Source organism: Actinophytocola sediminis, assembly GCF_054779715.1.
Window position 1 is genome coordinate 22271 of record NZ_BAAGXS010000080.1, and the last position, 17949, is coordinate 40219.

The 17949-nt window shown below is 68.8% G+C and carries 16 protein-coding genes; 9 read left to right on the forward strand and 7 right to left on the reverse strand.

Translation table 11 applies throughout. The features are described from left to right. Window positions 1–80 precede the first annotated feature (80 nt). The 3 genes from ACYVIP_RS37420 to ACYVIP_RS37430 all read left to right on the forward strand — a co-directional run bounded on the left by ACYVIP_RS37420 (window position 81) and on the right by ACYVIP_RS37430 (window position 3556). Window positions 81–1565, forward strand: a complete 1485-nt coding sequence (locus ACYVIP_RS37420) for a flavin-containing monooxygenase (protein ID WP_460405246.1) — start codon at window positions 81–83, stop codon at window positions 1563–1565. Next, window positions 1562–2392: an alpha/beta fold hydrolase gene (locus ACYVIP_RS37425; protein WP_460405248.1), complete on the forward strand. Its 831-nt coding sequence runs from the start codon at window positions 1562–1564 to the stop codon at window positions 2390–2392. The genes ACYVIP_RS37420 and ACYVIP_RS37425 overlap by 4 nt, the downstream gene beginning before the upstream one ends. A 327-nt stretch (window positions 2393–2719) precedes the next feature. Beyond that, window positions 2720–3556, forward strand: a complete 837-nt coding sequence (locus ACYVIP_RS37430; RefSeq protein WP_460405250.1) for a hypothetical protein — start codon at window positions 2720–2722, stop codon at window positions 3554–3556. Here the strand turns inward: ACYVIP_RS37430 and ACYVIP_RS37435 are convergent. Next, window positions 3543–4232, reverse strand: a complete 690-nt coding sequence (locus tag ACYVIP_RS37435) for a haloacid dehalogenase type II (protein WP_460405252.1) — start codon at window positions 4230–4232, stop codon at window positions 3543–3545. The two genes, ACYVIP_RS37430 and ACYVIP_RS37435, sit on opposite strands and share 14 nt — an antisense overlap. A 309-nt stretch (window positions 4233–4541) precedes the next feature. On the opposite strand from ACYVIP_RS37435, the gene ACYVIP_RS37440 reads away from it, so the two are divergent. Both ACYVIP_RS37440 and ACYVIP_RS37445 read left to right on the forward strand, forming a co-directional pair. Beyond that, entirely contained in the window at window positions 4542–6593 is a 2052-nt protein-coding gene (locus ACYVIP_RS37440; RefSeq protein ID WP_460405254.1) for a DNA gyrase/topoisomerase IV subunit B, read from the forward strand. 13 nt (window positions 6594–6606) lie between these two features. Further along, window positions 6607–9093 (forward strand): DNA gyrase/topoisomerase IV subunit A, encoded by a 2487-nt coding sequence (locus ACYVIP_RS37445; RefSeq protein WP_460405256.1) that lies wholly within the window; start codon window positions 6607–6609, stop codon window positions 9091–9093. Between the two features lie 19 nt (window positions 9094–9112). Here the strand turns inward: ACYVIP_RS37445 and ACYVIP_RS37450 are convergent, their stop codons facing one another. The 3 genes from ACYVIP_RS37450 to ACYVIP_RS37460 all read right to left on the reverse strand — a co-directional run bounded on the left by ACYVIP_RS37450 (window position 9113) and on the right by ACYVIP_RS37460 (window position 10531). After that, window positions 9113–9673 carry an HD domain-containing protein gene (locus ACYVIP_RS37450; RefSeq protein ID WP_460405258.1) on the reverse strand — a complete coding sequence of 187 codons (561 nt, stop codon included), beginning with the start codon at window positions 9671–9673 and terminating at the stop codon, window positions 9113–9115. A gap of 307 nt (window positions 9674–9980) precedes the next feature. Further along, window positions 9981–10247 carry a hypothetical protein gene (locus ACYVIP_RS37455; protein WP_460405260.1) on the reverse strand — a complete coding sequence of 89 codons (267 nt, stop codon included), beginning with the start codon at window positions 10245–10247 and terminating at the stop codon, window positions 9981–9983. Next, complete coding sequence (locus ACYVIP_RS37460; RefSeq protein ID WP_460405262.1) at window positions 10244–10531, reverse strand: hypothetical protein; 288 nt, start codon at window positions 10529–10531, stop codon at window positions 10244–10246. The genes ACYVIP_RS37455 and ACYVIP_RS37460 overlap by 4 nt, the downstream gene beginning before the upstream one ends. Window positions 10532–10770: 239 nt before the next feature. Between ACYVIP_RS37460 and ACYVIP_RS37465 the strand changes: the two genes are divergently transcribed. Next, window positions 10771–11640 carry a helix-turn-helix domain-containing protein gene (locus ACYVIP_RS37465; RefSeq protein ID WP_460405264.1) on the forward strand — a complete coding sequence of 290 codons (870 nt, stop codon included), beginning with the start codon at window positions 10771–10773 and terminating at the stop codon, window positions 11638–11640. Beyond that, on the forward strand, window positions 11640–11810 hold the full coding sequence (locus ACYVIP_RS37470) for a DUF397 domain-containing protein (protein WP_460405266.1): 171 nt from the start codon (window positions 11640–11642) through the stop codon (window positions 11808–11810). The genes ACYVIP_RS37465 and ACYVIP_RS37470 overlap by 1 nt, the downstream gene beginning before the upstream one ends. A 562-nt stretch (window positions 11811–12372) precedes the next feature. Here the strand turns inward: ACYVIP_RS37470 and ACYVIP_RS37475 are convergent. After that, window positions 12373–13356 (reverse strand): AraC family transcriptional regulator, encoded by a 984-nt coding sequence (locus ACYVIP_RS37475; protein WP_460405268.1) that lies wholly within the window; start codon window positions 13354–13356, stop codon window positions 12373–12375. 231 nt (window positions 13357–13587) lie between these two features. On the opposite strand from ACYVIP_RS37475, the gene ACYVIP_RS37480 reads away from it, so the two are divergent. Continuing rightward, entirely contained in the window at window positions 13588–13944 is a 357-nt protein-coding gene (locus ACYVIP_RS37480; RefSeq protein ID WP_460405270.1) for a hypothetical protein, read from the forward strand. 54 nt (window positions 13945–13998) lie between these two features. On the opposite strand, the gene ACYVIP_RS37485 is transcribed toward ACYVIP_RS37480, so the two are convergent. Next, window positions 13999–14955 (reverse strand): hypothetical protein, encoded by a 957-nt coding sequence (locus ACYVIP_RS37485; RefSeq protein ID WP_460405272.1) that lies wholly within the window; start codon window positions 14953–14955, stop codon window positions 13999–14001. Between the two features lies 1 nt (window position 14956). Continuing rightward, the gene (locus tag ACYVIP_RS37490) at window positions 14957–15565 is read right to left on the reverse strand and encodes a TetR family transcriptional regulator (RefSeq protein WP_460405274.1); all 609 of its coding nucleotides are present in this window, start codon (window positions 15563–15565) and stop codon (window positions 14957–14959) included. Window positions 15566–15730: 165 nt separating this feature from the next. Here ACYVIP_RS37490 and ACYVIP_RS37495 point away from each other — a divergent pair, with 165 nt between their 5' ends. Next, window positions 15731–17740, forward strand: coding sequence for a hypothetical protein (locus ACYVIP_RS37495; protein WP_460405276.1), 2010 nt, complete (start codon window positions 15731–15733; stop codon window positions 17738–17740). Window positions 17741–17949: the final 209 nt, after the last annotated feature.

The window sequence follows — 17949 nt, forward strand, 5'->3', positions numbered from 1 at the left end:
CACTCTCAACACTGTGTTGACCGAGTCGACACCCTGTCGATACCGTGGCGGGAAGGCCCGGCTCGCGGATGGGGACTGTCATGTCTGTGGACCACGTCGACGTACTGATCGTCGGTGCCGGACTCTCCGGTATCGGCGCCGCCTGTCACCTGCTGCGCGAATGTCCCGACCGCACCTTCGCGGTGCTGGAGGCGCGGGACGCGATCGGCGGCACCTGGGACCTGTTCCGCTACCCCGGGGTGCGGTCGGACTCGGACATGTTCACCCTCGGCTACTCGTTCCGGCCGTGGACCAGGTCCAAGTCCATGGCCGACGGCACGGCCATCCGCGAGTACGTGCGCGACACCGCCCGCGACTACGGCGTCAACTCCCACATTCGCTTCGGCCACAAGGTGATCGCCGCCGAATGGTCCACATCGGACAGTCGGTGGACGGTACGCGCCCGGTACACCGACGAGCACGGCGAGCGCGAGGTCACCATCACCTGCTCGTTCCTGTTCGTCTGCGCCGGCTACTACCGCTACGACCAGGGCTACACCCCGGACCTGCCCGGCATCGACGACTTCGCCGGACCGGTCGTGCACCCGCAACACTGGCCGGCCGACCTCGACTACGCCGGCAAACGGGTCGTGGTGATCGGCAGCGGCGCGACCGCGGTGACCCTGGTGCCCTCGATGGCCGAGACCGCGGGCCATGTGACCATGCTGCAGCGCTCGCCGAGCTACGTGCTGTCCCTGCCGGCGGTCGACCCGCTGGCGAACCTGTTGCGCGGCAAGCTCCCGCTGAGCTGGCTGTATCCGATCGTGCGATGGAAGAACGTGCTCAGCGCGCAGGCCGCCTTCCAACTGAGCAGGCGCGCGCCCAAGGTGATGAAGTCGTTGCTGCGCAAGGCCGCGCAGCGGGTACTGCCCGCCGGCTTCGACGTGGACACGCATTTCGCCCCCCGGTACGACCCGTGGGACCAGCGCATGTGCTTCGTGCCCAACGGCGACCTGTTCACGGCCGTCCGCCGCGGCCAGGCGTCGATCGTGACCGACCGCATCGCGGGCTTCACCCCCGACGGCATCACCCTGGCCTCCGGCGACGAGCTGCCGGCCGACGTGGTCGTGACCGCCACCGGGCTGAACCTGCTCGCGGTCGGCGGCATGACGCTCACCGTCGACGGCGAGCCGGTCGAGTTCGGCAAGACGTTGGCCTACAAGGGGATGATGCTCTCCGGCGTGCCGAACTTCGCGCTGACGATCGGCTACACCAACGCGTCCTGGACACTCAAGAGCGACCTGGTGGCCCGGTACGTGTGCCGGCTGCTCAACCACCTGTCGGCCACCGGCCGGCGCAGCGCCACCCCGGCGCCGCCGCCGGGCACGACGGCCGACGTGCCGCTGGTGGACCTGCGGTCGGGCTACGTCCTGCGCAGCATCGACGACCTGCCCAAACAGGGCAGGGCCGCACCGTGGCGCCTACACCAGAACTACCCGCGCGACGTCCTGCTGATGCGCTACGGCCCCATCGACGACGACATGCTCTTCGACCACACCCCAGTCCTGACTGGACAGCACACATGAGCGTGATCAAAGTTGATGGCCGGCAGGTTAGATACCTCAGCACCGGTGAGGGGCAGCCGGTGCTGCTGTTGCACGGCATCGCCCGCAGCCTCGACGACTGGGCCGAACAGCACGAGCTGCTCGACGGCTTCCGGGTGATCAGCGTGGACCTCGCCGGTTTCGGCGAGTCGGACCCGTTGCCCGGCAAGGCGTCGCTGCCCCCACTGGCCGAGTTCGTCAAGGACTTCCTCGACGCGATCGGCGAGACCAGGCCGGTACACGCGATCGGCAACTCACTCGGCGGCGCGGTCGCGATGGTGCTGGCCCTGCGCTACCCCGAGCGGGTCCGCAGCCTGGTGCTCGCCGCCAGCGCGGGCTTCGGCCGGGAGGTGACGATCGCGCTGCGGATCCTCGCGCTGCGCCCGCTGGGCCGCCTGCTGCTGCGCCCGTCGCGCAAGGGCGCCTACCGCGTGGAGCGCGCGCTGTTCCGCGACCGGGCCTTCGTCACCGAGGAACGCCTGGCCCGCGGGTTCACCTACGCCGGCCGGCCGCACGGCGCCAGGGTGCTGCTGGAGCTGAGCCGCTCCCTCGGCACGTTCCGCGGCGTGAGCGAGCCATGGCGCACCGCGGTGCTGACCGCGACCGCCACCGCGGCCGTGCCGACGTTCGTGCTGTGGGGCACCCACGACCTGATCCTGCCCGCGATCCACCTGGACGCCGCGAAGGCCGCGCTGCCACACGCGCGCACCCACCTGTTCCCCGACACCGGACATATGCCACAGATCGAACGCGCCGCCGAGTTCGCCGAACTGGTCACCAAGTTCTGGGCGGAGGCTGTCGCGGACTAGCGAGTCTTGGTAGCGTTAAAGGGCGCGAGCCTGCCGCGCGGTGGGGGCCGATTGAGGTAACTCTCGGCAGGCCAAGGAGAACAGGCCCATGCCCCTCTTGTTTGCACTTGTCGTGCTCGCACCGCTGGTCGTCACCTTCTTGTTCGTGCTCGCCGTGCTGTGGCGAGTCTCCACCGATCACGAGGTGAGCGTCTCGGTCAGGGTGGTGCCATGGCAGGTGACGATCAAGATCGTCCGCCCGTCCGCCAGTGCGACGAAGCTGGTCGAGGACCGTGAATCCGGCGCTGGTTGGTGCTCGTGGCCGGTCCGGCGGGTACCGTGCCCGGCATGTCTCGTTCCGGCCCGTACCAGGGCGAACCAGGGCGGCAGCCCTACGGACGGCCGCCGCAGTACCCGCAGCAGTATCCGCAGCAGCAGTACCCGCCACAGCAGCAGGGGTACCACCAGCCGCGGAGCCACGAGCAGGGCGGCCACCGCGACCCCTACCAGCAGCCGGTGCCCCAGAGACCCGCCGCGCCACCGCCCTCCTACGACGACGATGGCCGCGGCTTCCGGATCCCCGGACTCGGCCTGATCCTCACCCTGCTCGGCCTGGTCGTGCAGCTGCTGAGCATGCTGGTGCTGCCGTGGGTGTCCGCGTCGGCCGCCGGCGGCGAGTCGATCTCGCTGCCGAAGCTGTGGGACCTCGTCAGCGACCTGGGCGCCAGTGGCTTCGGCGGCTGGTACGTCGTGCTGTTCACCTACCCGCTCGCCGCGCTCGGCGTGCTGCTCGCGCTGGTCTCGGTGCTCGAGTCGGTGGCGATGAAGTTCGTCTGGGCCGGCCTGGCGATCGTCGGGGTCGGCTACCTGGTGCTGCGCTACGGGCTGCTCGAGCTGTTCGGCGGCGACGCCGGCATCGACCTGTCCCGCCAGGAGCTCACCACCCTGGTCATCGCGGTCGCCGTGCTCGTGCTGGTGATCTTCATGCTGCGCACGGCCATGGTCTGGTTCCGCCGCATCGCCGGCATCGTGCTGCTGGTGTTGGCCGGGGTGCACGTCTACGCGGTGCAGGACTTCGCCGCCGAGTCCGACGCGCTGAGCCTCGGCGCCTACGGCCCGGCACTGGGCTACGTGCTCAGCGGCGTGGCCGCGCTGATCGGTCCCCGCAGGCTCACCCCTGGTTGAGCACGTCGGCCAGCTCGTGGAAGCTGGCCACCGTCAGGTCGGCCTTCGCATCGCGATCCGCCTCCCGGTGCGGCCCCTTCTCCTCGGGCCGCACCAGGAACGCGGTGCGCATGCCGGCCTCCCGCGCGCCGTCGATGTCCCAGGCGTGCGCGGCGACCAGCAACACCTCGTGCGGATGCACGTCGAGCAGCGCGGCGGCGGTCACGTAGACGGCGGGGTCGGGCTTGTAGGTGCGCGCCAGCTCGGCGGAGACGATGCAGTCGAACGGCAGCCCGGCGGACTTGACCAGGTTGGTCAGCAGCGCGAACCCGCCGTTGGACAGCGCGGCCACGGTGCGGTGCAGGCTCAGCCTGGCGATCCCGCTGACCGCGTCCGGCCAGGCCGGCAGCCGATGCCAGGCCCGCACCAGCCGCTCCCGGCCGGCCAGCCCGATGTCGATCCCGCGCTGGTCGAGCAGTTCGTCGAGGGACTCGCGGTGCAGTGTGTCGAGGTAGGCCCACTCGCGCTCGCCGTCCTGGACGCGGGCCAGCGCCGGCAGATACCGGTCGCGCCACTCGTTGGCGAAGCCGCCGGGATCGGGGACCCGCAGGATCTCGCCGACCTGCCTGGCCACGCCGGTGTACCAGTCCACTGTGGTGCCGAAGATGTCGCAGGCGATGACCCGGATGCCGTCCATGTGGTGCCCACCCTTCTCCCGCTCCTCTGCCTACTACCGGTGGCGGTGGTTGTCGACTCCGGCACGGCCGAAGAGGAGAACGTGACCCTGCACGGGTGACACCGGCGGGTTCATAGCGTGCTCGCGCGGCTGCGTAGAGTAGGAAGGCCAGGTCACTCGCCGTGCGGGCCGGGCAGTACGTCCCCGGCGCGCGGCGTGGCGGTGCCGGCGTCCCGGGGTTGTCGGGGGCTGCGGATACTCTCAACTACGGTGGTGCGCGCCGCCGACGGGGCTGTCGATCATGGCGCGGCAATGACACGGGAGCTGAGGGTGACTGCGGAGACCTTGTACGGGGCCAACGATCTTACGCATCTCGAGGGACTCGAGGCGGTGCGCAAGCGGCCAGGGATGTACATCGGGTCCACCGACAGCCGGGGCATCAACCACCTGTACAACGAGATCGTCGACAACGCGACCGACGAGGGCGTCGCCGGCCACGCCACCAGGATCGTGGTCACCCTGCACGCCGACGGCAGCGTCCAGGTCGACGACGACGGCCGGGGCATCCCCACCGGCGTGCACACGAAGTCCAAGCTCTCCGGCGTCGAGCTGGTGCTCACCCGGCTGCACGCGGGCGGCAAGTTCGGCGGCTCCGGCTACAAGACCTCCGGCGGGCTGCACGGTGTCGGCGCGTCCGCGGTCAACGCGCTGTCCCACCGGTTCGACGTGACCGTGCGCCAGGCGGGCCAGGTCCACCAGATGTCGTTCGCCCGCGGGGTGCCCGGCGTGTTCGACGCCCCCGGCCCGAAGGCGAAGTTCGCCAAGAAGTCCGGCCTGCAGATCGAGCGCAGGATGAAGCGCGGCGAGCCGACCGGCACGTCGATCAGGTACTGGCACGACGCGCGGTACTTCGAGAACAACGCGACGCTGGACCTCGAGGCGGTGCGGGCCAAGCTGCGCAACACCGCGTTCCTGGTGCCCGGGGTGGCCTATGTGCTGCGCAACGCCACCGACGGCGCGATCGAGGAGGAGACCTTCTCCTACCCCAACGGCCTGGTCGACATGGTCGACTTCCTCGCGCCCGGGGACGAGAAGGCCGTCTCCGGCACCCTGACGATCACCGGTGAGGGCACCTACCGGGAGAACGCGGCCGACGAGCACGGCGTCATGCAGTCCAAAGTGGAGCGCCGGGCGGAGGTCGAGGTCGCGCTGCGCTGGGGCACCGGCTACGAGCGCACCGTCGAGTGCTTCACCAACACCATCCGCAACGTGCACGGCGGCACCCACCGGCGCGGCTTCGACCGCGCCGTGGTCAAGGCGGTCCAGGAGGCCATCGGCCGGACCAGGGGCCTGCTCAAGCCCAAGGAAGACCCGCCGACCGTGGACGACGTGCAGGAGGGCATGACCGCGGTCATCCACGTGCGCCTGCCGGAGCCGCAGTTCACGTCCCAGACCAAGGACGAGCTGTCCACCGCCGGCATCACCCGGGTGCTACAGGGCATCATCGAGCAGAACATCAAGGCGTGGACGGAAAACCGCCGAACCAAGACCGAGGCCAAGACCGTCCTGCAGAAGGTGGTCGACGCGTCCCGGGTCCGGCTGACCCAGAAACAACAGAAGGACGCCGCCCGCCGCAAGACCGCCCTCGAGGGCGCCGCGATGCCCCCCAAACTCGTCGACTGCCGCGCCACCGGTGTCTCACGCAGTGAGCTGTTTCTCGTGGAGGGAGACAGCGCCTTGGGCTCGGCCAGACATGCGCGCGTGTCCGAGTACCAGGCGCTGCTTCCCTTACGGGGCAAGATTCTGAACGTGCAGAAGGCCAGCCTCGCGGACACCCTGCGCAACGCCGAGATCGCCTCCATCGTGCAGGTGCTCGGCGCCGGCAGCGGTCGCACGTTCGACCTGTCGACCATGCGCTACGGCAGGGTGATCCTGATGGCGGACGCCGATGTGGACGGTTCGCACATCCGGACCCTGCTGATCACGTTGTTCGCCAGGTACATGCGCCCGGTGATCGAGGACGGCCGGCTGTACGCCGCCATGCCGCCGTTGCACAAGATCACCACCAGGGGCCGCAACCAGGAGACCGTCTTCACGTTCACCCAGCGCGAGATGGAGACCACGGTCGCCAGGTTCGAGAAGGCGGGCCGGCAGATCGTCACGCCGGTGCCCCGGTTCAAGGGCCTCGGCGAGATGGACGCGGACGAGCTCTGGGACACCACGATGAACCCGGCGACCAGGTCGGTCCGCCGGATCACCCTCGACGACGCCGAGGCCGCGGAGGCGGCGCTGGAGTTGTTGATGGGGGAGAAGGTCGAACCGAGGCGGGCGTGGCTGGTCGAGTCCTCCGTCCGGGTGGACCAGTCGGCGATCGACATCTGAGGGCAGGAACGACATGGCACGCCGCAAGGCCCGCACGACCCGGGTCGACCCAGCCGCTTTCGACCGCGCGGGCGCCCAGGTCTTCGACAACCCGCTGAAGACCGAGATCGAGGACTCCTACCTGGAGTACGCGTACTCGGTCATCCACTCCCGCGCCCTGCCCGACGCGCGCGACGGCCTCAAGCCGGTGCACCGCCGGATCCTGTTCTCGATGAGCGAGAACGGCTACCGGCCAACGCACGCGTACGTGAAGTCCTCCCGCGTGGTCGGCGACGTGATGGGCCGCTACCATCCGCACGGCGACATGGCCATCTACGACGCGATGGTCCGCCTGGCCCAGGACTTCTCGATGAACGCCCCACTCATCGACGGGCATGGAAATTTTGGTTCCCCAGACGATGGACCGGCCGCGAGCAGATACACCGAATCGCGGTTGTCGCAGGAATCCATGTTGTTGGTGGGGGAGCTCGGCGAGGACACGGTCGACTACCGGCCGAACTACGACGGCTCGCTCGAGGAGCCGACGGTGTTGCCGGCGGCGTTCCCGAACCTGTTGGTGAACGGCACGTCCGGCATCGCGGTCGGGATGGCCACCAACATGATCCCGCACAATCTCGGTGAGGTCATCGGTGCCGCGCGGTGGCTGATCAACCATCCGAACGCGACACTCGACAAGCTGATGGAGTTCATCCCCGGCCCCGATCTGCCGACCGGCGGCATGTTGCTCGGCCTCGACGAGGTGCGCCGCGCGTACGAGACCGGCCGGGGCGTGGTCCGCATGCGCGCCAAGGTCGAGATCGGCCCGTTGGAGGGCAGCCGTGGCCGGCAGGCGATCACCATCGTCGAGCTGCCCTACGCCGTCGGCCCGGAGAAGATCATCGAGAAGATCACCGACGAGGTCACCAAGTCCAAGCGCCTCACCGGGATCGCCGACGTCAAGGACCTCACCGACGGGGAGAACGGCACCCGGCTGGTCATCGAGTGCAAGGTGGGGGTCAACCCGCAGGCGCTGCTGGCCGACCTCTACCGGCTCACGCCGATGGAGCAGTCCTTCGGTATCAACAACCTGGTGCTCGTCGACGGCCAGCCGCGCACGCTCGGGCTCAAGGCGTTACTCGAGGTCTTCCTGCGCCACCGCTACGAGGTGGTCACCCGGCGCACCCGCTACCGCCGCCGCAAGCGCGAGGAGCGGCTGCACCTGGTCGAGGGTCTGCTGATCGCCCTGCTGGACATCGACAAGGTGATCCGGCTCATCCGCACCAGCGAGAACGCCGCCGAGGCCAAAGAGGGCCTGATGAAGCGGTTCAAGCTCTCCGAGATCCAGGCGACCTACATCCTGGACACCCCGCTGCGCCGGCTGACCAAGTACGACCGGTTGGAGTTGGAGAGCGAGCAGGAGCGGCTGCGCGCCGAGATCGCCGAGCTGTCCAAGATCCTCGACGACGAGGCGGTGCTGCGCAAGGTCGTGTCCACTGAGCTGGCCAAGGTCGCCAAGGACCTCGCCGGCGAGCGCCGGACCGCGCTGATCGACGGCGATCTCAAGGAGGTGCTCGCCGCGTCCAAGCCGGCGGGCCCGCTCGAGGTGGCCGACGACCCGTGCCAGGTCATCCTGTCCGCGACCGGCCTGGTCGCGCGCACCGCGGCCGAGTCGGAGGAGGCGACCGAGGCGCGCAGGCGCAGCGGCCGCGCCCGGCACGACGCGGTGGCCGCATTGGTCCATACCACCGCGCGCGGGCAGATCCTGGTGGTCACCAGCCGGGGCCGGGCCTTCAAGACCGACGTGTTGCCGCTGCCGGTGCTGCCAGAGCACGCCGGCACGGTGTCGGTCGGCGGCGGGATGGCGGCCAGCGAGCTGGTGCCGTTGGAGAAGGGCGAGCGGGTGATGGGCATCGCCCCGCTCGGCGAGCGCGCCGAGGGGTCGCCTGGTCTGGCGCTCGGCACCCGGTCCGGCGTGGTCAAGGTGTGTTCGGCCGACTGGCCGGTGCGCTCCGACGAGTTCGAGGTGATCGGGCTGCGCGACGGCGACGAGGTGGTCGGGGCGACCTGGCTGACCGACGGCACGGAGACGTGTGTGTTCCTGTCCTCGGACTCGTCGCTGCTGCGGTTCCCGGCGTCGTTGGTGCGGTCGCAGGGGTTGAAGGGCGGCGGCATGGCGGGCATCAACCTGACGGCGGGTTCGGAGGCGGTGTTCTTCGCCGCGATCCGCACCGACGACGACGAGCACGGCGAGCCGATGGTGGTCACGGCGACCGGGCAGAGCGTGAAGGTGACGCCGTTCGCGAAGTACCCGGCCAAGGGGCGGGCGACCGGTGGCGTGCGGACACACCGCTTCCTCAAGGGGGAGACCAGGTTGGTGCTCGGCTGGATCGGTCCCCGGCCGGCGGGGGTGGCGAAGAACGGCTCCTCGGTGGAGCTGCCGGAGCCGGACCTGCGTCGGGACGGTTCCGGAACGGCCCATCCCGGCCCGGACATGGTCGGCCGACTGGTGGAGCGCGGCTGAGGCGTCCTTCAGCGCGTCGTCAGCGGTCCCGCCAGGCGAGCGGGGAGATGGTCAGCGCGGCGTCGGCGATCCCGCGGGCGGTCTCGGTGGTGAGGCCGGCGCGGGCGGAGTCGAGCCAGCCATCGACTCTGCTGATGCCGATGTCGCGGTACTCCAGTGCCTGCAGCAGCATCTCCAGCTGGTCGGCGTCCTTGGCGCACAACGCTTCCGGTGACCGTCGGGCTTCGTACTCGGCGACCGCCGCGCGGATTGTGTCGCGTGTGGACGCTGGCAGGCGGGCGGTCTGGTCAGCGGTGATCTGGCGGGGGTCGGGTTTGGTCAGGTAGCCGCTGACCGTGTGTGGCAGGTCGCCTGTCCTGGTCTCCTGCGTGTCATGCCACAGTGCGAGCATGGCTGCCCGCGCGGGGTCCGCGCCTTCTTCGGCGGCGAGGATCGCGGCCAACTGGGCGACCCGCATGGTGTGCTCGGCAACGGATTCCGGGTCGCGGACGCCCGCGTGCCACCAGCCGGCGCGCCGGATGCGTTTGAGCACTCCCAGCTCGAAGCCGAAGGCGGCGAGTTCGGCGGCCTGATCTGCCAACGTCGAGGTCCTCACTGTGGCGGTCGGCGCCGCGTGGCGCGGGTCGCGACAAGGGTACGTGCGTGACGAGTAACGAGACCGTCGCCGACACAGCTCGTGTGGCCTGAGTTCCGGACCCGCCGCGATCTCCAACGTGTGCGGTGCGAAATGCAGGCCATAATGCACTGTCACGCCGTCCTGCGAGTCCAGATCAGCTGTGTGATCAACGAGGTGTACGACGCGAGGCGGTGCCGGCTGACACGAATAGTCGTACCGGTGGCCAGTCACATAGCAGCCTTTTCGCAATCGAACCAGTTGGTTTTTGGGCTCAGATTCGATGATCATTCAGTTCTCGGGCTTGGTTCTCGAACGCTTCCGCGGCGGCCACGAACGCGGCCAGCACACACCAACCCAGTCCGGGCACCTCGGCCATCCGTCGCCAGGTCAGCGCGACCCGCGCGGAACACGCTGCCAGCGAGGTGTAGTTCCGCGTTGGTGTGGCGGCATCGTGGCTCGCCGCCGAGATGTAGTTTGAGTACGCTTCTTCCCAGGCGTGCCGCAGATGCGTCGGCACTGTCTCCGCATCCTGGCTCATCGAGTCACCTGGTTCGAGCACGCGCCGTCCTCGTCGCAATCCTCGCCGGTGAGGCAGACGCAGCATCGGCAGCCTGGTTCCCACACGAGTTTCAGCGGTGTGACCGTGCTGAACCGCCGACGTGCTGTTTCCACGGACGGATGAACTCCGAACATGGCCCGTCCGTCGGACTCCCGACGAAAAGTTATGACCTCGCGACCAGCGGGCAGGTCAATATCGAGCCCGAAGGCGAAAATCTTGCTGTGATCGTCGATGCTGACCAATGCGAATGGAATAGCGGACACGATCTTCTCCAGAACGTTGGCAGTCGGTTCAACCGGTGGGGAACGGTGGACCGGATAGCGCTGCTAAATCGCCCTCGGCGGCGCCCGATACTCTGTGGGGCTCACCCGTCAGGCACCCGGGAGTGCTCTGGCGGGGCGGTCGCCGGTAGTGAACCACCGGCTCATGTAACGTTACATGAAGAAACGTTACATGACTAGACGACCGACCGGGTGACCGCGTACGTCAGAGAGAGGTGGCTGTGACCGATCCGTCGTCCAGGTCATCAGGCTTTGTTCTTCGTCGTAGGTTGGGTCGGCGACTGAAGGATCTCCGCACGGCGCTTGGCATGTCCCTGGAGGACGTCGTTCGGACTTCTGGCGTCAGCAAGGCGACGACCAGCCGTTACGAGGCCGGCAAGCAGACGGTGACCATCGGTACGGTGCTTGCCCTGCTCGAGGCCTATGCGATCAAGGCGCCAGAGCGGGACGAGTTGATTCAGCTGGCCACAGACAGCCGAGACCGGGTGGAGTCGGTCCTGTCGGACGTTGCGCCTGGTTGGTTCGCCCGGTTCGCTGAGGAGGAGGCGACGGCTGAGGTGATCCAGACCTATCAGGCCGAGCACATTCCTGGCTTGCTGCAAACGCCCGCCTACTGCCGAGCCGTCACCGCGGCCAATCGACCGGACGTCTCGGACGACGAGTTGACTCGTGCTGTGGAATTTCGCCGGTTCCGTCAACAGGTACTCGACGGCGGGCACACCCGGCTGCGCGCGATCATCAACGAAGGTGCCCTGCGCCGGCAGGTCGGCGGTGTCCGGGTGATGCGTGACCAGTTGGAGCATGTTCGCGAACTTGCCGAGTCACCGACGATCCAGGTTCAGGTGCTCCCGTTCTCAGCTGGTGCACATTCAGCCATGACATCGTTTGTGATCTTGCGCTTCGCTGAGCCGGTCGAACCGACTATCTTCGTTGAGGTCGACGCTGGGGCCGTCTATCCGGACGACATCGAACGCTATGACTGGGTATGGGGCCAGTTGAGTGAGCTGGCCCTCTCCGAGGACAGCTCAACCGCGTTGCTGGATACCCTGATCACGGAGTTGCACCCAGGTATCCAGAAGGGGGTCGACTGATGATCCACAGTGATCTGCGGTGGCGTAAGGCGACGGCGTCCGGCGGGCAGGGCGGCGACTGTGTCGAACTGGCGAACACGCTCGGCGCGGTGCGGGACAGCAAGGCTCCGAACGCCGGGATCGTGGCGGCCGATGTCCGCTCGCTCTTATCTTGGCTCAAGAGTCGATAGCCGGCTGAGATCGCATTCGGTGCCGCGTGAAAGGCTTACGCGGCACCGAATGTGGGGTGTCTCCTATGGACCGGTCAGGAACATGTTGCCGTGCAACGCGATGACGTTGGACAGGTCAGCGCGTTGGGGCGGCACGGTGTCCCGCTGACCGTCCTCGCCGACGTGACCCCATCGCCACCCGTGCCGTCCGCGCGCGCCGCGATGATGGTCGTGTGGGTGCCGTCCAGTGCCACGACGTCGGTCAGCCCGTGTACGGGCACCGGGGTGCGGTGGATCTCGTTGAGATCGGTGCTTTCGTTGAGGCGGAACCACAGTTGCTGGCCCCAACCCCACAGCGTGCCGTCGGCGCGCCGGACGATGAGGGGTGTCGTTGCCGCCGCCCTCGATGTGCCAGACCTGCTCGATGTTCCTGATGGGCGCGAGCACCGGCACCGTGCTCCGGCCGTCGCGCCAGCCGAGGGGGCCGGTTCTGCTGTTCCGAGCGCCAGGGGATATTACTGGTCCACAATAGACAGACGATCGGAATTGGCGACGCAGTGCTGCGTCCGAATGGGCCCGGGACTCAGCGTTCAGCGGTGAGTTGTGCCATTCGGCGGTACTCGCGGGGTGGTATCTGGTGGGCGTTGCGGAAGGCGCGGGTGAAATCGGCGTGATGGGTGAAACCCCACCTGGTGGCGATCTGGTGGATGGGCGCGGTGTTCCATTCGGGGTCGGCGAGGTCGCGGCGCGCGTGTTCGAGGCGCTGCTGGCGGATCCAGGCCATCACGCCGATGCCGTCGTCCTGGAACAGGCGGTGCAGGTAGCTGGTCGAGATGTGGTGGGCGGCGGCGATCGTCTCCCGGGTCAGCGTCGGGTCGCCGAGGTGGTTGCGGATGTACGCCTTGATCCGCATGGTGAGGAGCTGTCGGTGGGACTCGGCCGGCGGCAGGGGCGCGTCGCTGTCGGCGATGTGGGCGAACAGCGCGGACACCAGATCGGCGACCACGATGGCCAGGCGTGGGGCGTCGGCCGGCCGGTAGGCGATGGTGTCGGTGGTCAGCCGGGTGAGGAAGCCGGCCAGCAGCGCGCCGATCCCGTCGCGCGCGGGGATTCGCCTGCCGGCCACGTGGTCGGCCTGGTTTCGGGGCAGGGCGACCATCGCCTTGGGGATCTCCAGGCCGACGCAGTTCACCTGGCCGTCCGTGCTGTCCGCGCGGAGGCCGAACGGCCGGGACAGGTCGTGCACCAACAGGTCGCCGGGGCTGTGGGCCACTTCCTGGCGGTCGGCGGCGTAGGTCATCTCGCCGTTGCGCAGCAGGCAGATGTTGTAGGTCTCGGGATCGGACTGCCTGACCTGCTCCCGGGTGCGGAAGAAGGTGACCGGGTCGAACTCCATCGACCACATCCGGATCTGGTCCAGGTGGAGATCTCGCTGGTACAGCGCGAGTTCGGTGGGCTCGGTGGTGCCGATGTCCATCGGCGCCCGCGTCTGGGACATCAGCTCACGTAAGTGAGCCGCTCGATCCGCGACGGCCACGTCCTCGTTGCTCACGACGAAATCGATCATGGCTTCCCCAGTGAATCCGCCAGTGTTCCCCGTGCGATCCAGGCTACCGAAGAATCCCCGCCCGTGCCGCCGCCCGCGGTTCGGTGAAATCCGGTTGCCCGGCGGTGGCGTGGACTTACCGTCAAGAAATCGGGGACTCCCCGCCAACGACTTCCCGGCCGCATTCCAGGAGTCTGGCGACGCGGTTGCTGAAAATGGCGCTGAGCAGTGCGGAGAAAGAGAGGAACCGAAATGTTCAAGGCGATCATCAAAGGAGTCGCAGCTGTGGCGATGGTGGCCGGCGCGATGATGGCGGTGTCGTCGGTCGGCTTGGCCAGTCCCTCGGCGGCCGCCGAGGAAATGACTGTCCTGGCCGGTTGTCCTGGCAAACTCGTCGAACCCATCGGCGATATCAATGTCAGGGCCAGGCCCAACACGACCGACGGCCACCTCGGCGTCGCGAAGGAAGGTGCTCAGTACCCGTGCAGGATCAGGAACATCACGGGTGAGGAGTATGACGCGTGTGGTGGCAGCGACCAGTGGACGCAGATCGAGTGGGAAGGCGGTGTCGGGTACGTCGCCCAGCGGTGCACCCGACTGATCGGATAGCTGGCAGGAGCGGCGGCCCGGGGAGACTTCCCGGGCCGCCCGCCAGTTGGTTGGTCAGTTCGGCCGGGCGGTGCGCTGGTGCCTGGTCGCCATGGCGTGGAAGGCTTTCCTCGGCTCCCAGGTGGTCTGGTCCAGCATGCGCACCACCCCGTAGGAGCCGAGGTCGGCGCGGTCGTCGAGGCGGGTGAACCCGGCGAAGGTGAACCACAGCGCGGTGTCCACGCCCTCCTGCTCGAAGATGTCGAGCAGATCGTTGAGGTGGCGCACCTGCTCGTCCTCGTCGGGGATCGCGTCCGGCGGTACGTCCCAGGCCATGCCGCCGCGGTCGGCCGCGCCGCGGTAGGGGCAGGTGCCGTACTCGGTCACCGCGACGGGTTTGCCGTGGGCGAGGTGTCCCCGGATCTCGTCGCGGAAGGTGTCGGCGTTGTAGGCGGCGCGGTAGGCGTCCACCCCGACCAGGTCGAACGGACCCCAGTCCACGAACTCCCACGGGGCGGCGGCGTAGGTGATCCGGCCGCCGAAGTGGACACGGACCTCCGTGGCGACGCTGGTCAGGAACGCGTTGAGCCGTTCCTGGACGGGGCCGAGGGAGGTCCACCACTCCAGGTCGGCGGTGGCCATGGTCCGCAACCGGTCGCCGTAGGTGTTGCCGGGGATGAAGCCGCCGCAGAACGCGGTCAGCTCGCAGCCGGCCACGAAGATCACCTCGGCGCCGGTGTCCCGGAGGGTCTGCGCGCGCCGGGCGCAGTCGGCGAAGTAGGGCAGTAGCTGGTCGGTGGGCAGGTCGACCGGGAACGGCGCGAACCACACCTCGAGGCCCGCCTCGGCGGCCAGCCGGGCGGCGACCTCGAGCCGGTCGGGTTCCCGGCCGGAGATCCGGACGGCGTCGCAGTGCAGCTCGCCGGCGATCACCGCCAGGTCGCGCCGGACGACCTCGGGAGTGAAGTCCGTGCGGGTGATGTGGTCGCCGGGGAGGAACCCGGTGTCGTAGTTGATGCCTCTGGCGCGCATGTCAGCGTCCTTCCAGGTGGGTGAAGCCGTGTGCCAGCAGGTCGAAGGCCAGCTCGGTGCGCTCGGCCATGGCGCGGGCGGCGGCCGTCGGTGACATCCCGTCGACCAGCGACTGGAAGAAGCTCTCCTGCAGGGTGAGCATGGTCGCGGCGAGCTGCGCGGCCATCAGCGTGGCGACCGGTTCCCCGTGTGTCGTGGCCAGTTCGGCCGCCAGTGCCTGGCGTTGGCGGTAGAGCAGGGCGTTCGCGCCGGCGCTGAGCGTGGGGCTGTCGAAGATCACCCGCATCCGGGTGACCAGCTCGTCGCGGTCCAGCGACTCCAGCTCACCGGCGGCGATGGCCAGCTGGTGGGCGCGCAGGGCGTGCAGCGGTGACTGACCGGGCGCCCGGCGGGCGACGATGCCGGCCAGGTCGTCCGCGCCGACCCCGTCGAGTACGAGGGACTCCTTGCTGGGGAAGTAGGTGAAGAGCGTGGCCTTGGCGACCTCGGCGGCCTCGGCGATCTCGTTGACCGTCACCGCGTCGAAGCCGCGTTCGGCGAACAACGCCATCGCCACGGAGGCGATCCGGCACCGCGTCTGCTCCCGCTTGCGTTCCCGTAGTCCGGCCATGACCCGGGACGATATCAGACTCGGTCTGAAATCAGACTCGGTCTGGAAATTTGGGTTCGGCCACAGACCATCGGTGAGGACGACTGGAGCGGACACCGCGACCCCTTGCGTCGCCGCCTCGGCCCGGCCAAGGTGATGAGAACTCACCTTTACCCGGGAGTAGCTATGAGGCGCAGCCGGTTCGTGGGTCTGGTCGTCGTGGCGTTGGTGGCGGGTACGAGTCCCGCCGCCGCGGCCGCACCGGAGGTGACCGCGGCCGACGGCGAGTGTGTCGCCGTGCGCGCGCCGTCGGGCAAGTTCGTGGTGCGTAACGCCCTCGGCGGCTACCAGGCCACCGGCGACCAACCGAGCCAGCCGTTCCGCCTGCAGACCACCGGCGAGCAGACCTACCTGCTCTACGGCACCGGCGCCGACTTCCTCGGCTCCGGGCTCGGCACGCTGGGCGTGCTCGCCGCCCGCGCGGCCGGGCCGCGCACCGACTGGCGGGTGACCGGCGACGGCACCGAGGTCACGATCACCGCGGTCGCCGACGGGCGCGAACTCGCCGTCGACCCGCTGCTGCGCACGCTGGCGTTGCGCTCGTCGGGCACGCGGTTCGCGCTGGTGCCGGCCTCGGGCTGCGCGCCGGCACCGGAGGCGCTGCTGAACGTCGACGGCACCCCGTTGTCGGGCACCACGCCCGACGGTGAGGTGCGCGGCATCGTCGATCTGCACAACCACCTGACCGCGTTCGAGTTCATCGGCGGCGAGATCCACTGTGGACAGCCGTGGAGCCGGTACGGGATCACCGACGCCCTGGTCGACTGCCCCGACCACGAGCCGAACGGGCTGGGCGCGTGGTGGGAGAACCTGGCCGGCGGCGGCTACCCGAACCTCACCCACGACACCACCGGCTGGCCGACCTTCAAGGACTGGCCGAAGCACAACTCCTGGACCCACGAGGCCTCCTACTACCGTTGGCTGGAACGCGCCTGGCGGGGCGGCCTGCGGATCTACACCAACCTGTTCGTGAACAACGCCGCCCTGTGCGAGATCTACCCGCTCAAGCGCAACCCGTGCGACGACATGTCCTCGATTCGCCTGCAGGCACAACGCATCCAGGAGCTGGAGGCGTTCATCGACGACCAGAGCGGCGGCCCCGGCAAGGGCTGGTTCCGGATCGTGCGCGACCCGGCGCAGGCCCGGTCGGTGATCGAGCAGGGCAAGCTCGCGGTGGTGCTCGGCGTCGAGGTGTCCCAGCCGTTCGGCTGCGGCGTCACCCACGGCGTGCCGCAGTGCGACCGCGCGGACATCGACGCCGGGCTGGACGAGCTGTACGGCCTCGGCGTGCGGCGGATGTTCGTCTGCCACAAGTTCGACAACGCCCTGTGTGGCGTGCGGTTCGACGGCGGCACGGCCGGCGTGGTGGTCAACGCGGCCAACTTCTACTCCACCGGCCGGTTCTGGCAGGCGGAGACCTGCGCCGGGCCGGCGCACGACAACCCGATCTCGATCGAGAGCGACATCCTCGCCGGGCCGCTGTCGGCGTTGCTGCCTCCCGGGGTGACGCTGCCGGTCTATCCGAGCGCGCCGCACTGCAACATCAACGGGCTGACCGATCTCGGGCGCTACGCGATGTCCGGGATGATGGATCGCGGCATGCTGATCGACATCGACCACATGGGCGTCAGGTCGATGGACCAGGCGCTGGACCTGTTGGAGGACAACGACTATCCGGGTGTGGTGTCCAGCCACTCGTGGTTGGACCCGAGCTACTACCCGCGGGTGCTCGCGCTCGGCGGCATCGCCGGACCGTACGGGCACGGCACCGACCAGTTCGTCCAGGAATGGCGCACGGTGCGCGCCGCGGCCGGGCAGGACGCCGACTTCGGCACCGGCGCGGGGTTCGACACCGGCGGCTTCGGCCACCAGCCAGGGCCACGGGCGAACGCGGCCGCCCACCCGCTGGAGTACCCGTTCCCGACCTTCGACGGCGGGTCGACGGTCGACCGGCAGCAGACCGGTGAGCGGACCTACGACCTCAACGTCGACGGCATGGCGCACTACGGCCTGCTCCCGGACTGGCTGGCCGACCTGCGCATCGCCGCGGGCGCCGACGCGGACGCGATCATGGCGGACCTGACCAGGGGCGCGGAAACCTACCTGCGAACCTGGGCGCGCGCGGAGGCGTACTGAGTAGCGGAAGACATCTGACGAATACCTGGTTGGCGTGATCGCGTGGGCGCAGTACGTTGCAGTGTGTTGTCAGTGTGCTGTCGGACCCTGGAACAACCTTGACGGTTAATACATCGGATGTCTAACCTCCCCGACGTGGCTCGCATCGCTGCGTTCCGGCTCGCCTCGCGCGTGCCCGTCCGCGCCTCGCCCGTGGTCGGTGCCTGGCG

What these genes read in the sequence shown, in the direction of transcription:
- ACYVIP_RS37425 (WP_460405248.1), top strand. Translation starts at nt 1,562, where the DNA reads ATGAGCGTGATCAAAGTTGATGGCCGGCAGGTTAGATACCTCAGCACC.
- ACYVIP_RS37495 (WP_460405276.1), top strand. Translation starts at nt 15,731, where the DNA reads ATGAGGCGCAGCCGGTTCGTGGGTCTGGTCGTCGTGGCGTTGGTGGCG.
- ACYVIP_RS37470 (WP_460405266.1), top strand. Translation starts at nt 11,640, where the DNA reads ATGATCCACAGTGATCTGCGGTGGCGTAAGGCGACGGCGTCCGGCGGG.
- ACYVIP_RS37420 (WP_460405246.1), top strand. Translation starts at nt 81, where the DNA reads ATGTCTGTGGACCACGTCGACGTACTGATCGTCGGTGCCGGACTCTCC.
- ACYVIP_RS37435 (WP_460405252.1), bottom strand. Translation starts at nt 4,232, where the DNA reads ATGGACGGCATCCGGGTCATCGCCTGCGACATCTTCGGCACCACAGTG.
- ACYVIP_RS37430 (WP_460405250.1), top strand. Translation starts at nt 2,720, where the DNA reads ATGTCTCGTTCCGGCCCGTACCAGGGCGAACCAGGGCGGCAGCCCTAC.
- ACYVIP_RS37480 (WP_460405270.1), top strand. Translation starts at nt 13,588, where the DNA reads ATGTTCAAGGCGATCATCAAAGGAGTCGCAGCTGTGGCGATGGTGGCC.
- ACYVIP_RS37475 (WP_460405268.1), bottom strand. Translation starts at nt 13,356, where the DNA reads ATGATCGATTTCGTCGTGAGCAACGAGGACGTGGCCGTCGCGGATCGA.
- ACYVIP_RS37455 (WP_460405260.1), bottom strand. Translation starts at nt 10,247, where the DNA reads ATGAGCCAGGATGCGGAGACAGTGCCGACGCATCTGCGGCACGCCTGG.
- ACYVIP_RS37485 (WP_460405272.1), bottom strand. Translation starts at nt 14,955, where the DNA reads ATGCGCGCCAGAGGCATCAACTACGACACCGGGTTCCTCCCCGGCGAC.
- ACYVIP_RS37490 (WP_460405274.1), bottom strand. Translation starts at nt 15,565, where the DNA reads ATGGCCGGACTACGGGAACGCAAGCGGGAGCAGACGCGGTGCCGGATC.
- ACYVIP_RS37445 (WP_460405256.1), top strand. Translation starts at nt 6,607, where the DNA reads ATGGCACGCCGCAAGGCCCGCACGACCCGGGTCGACCCAGCCGCTTTC.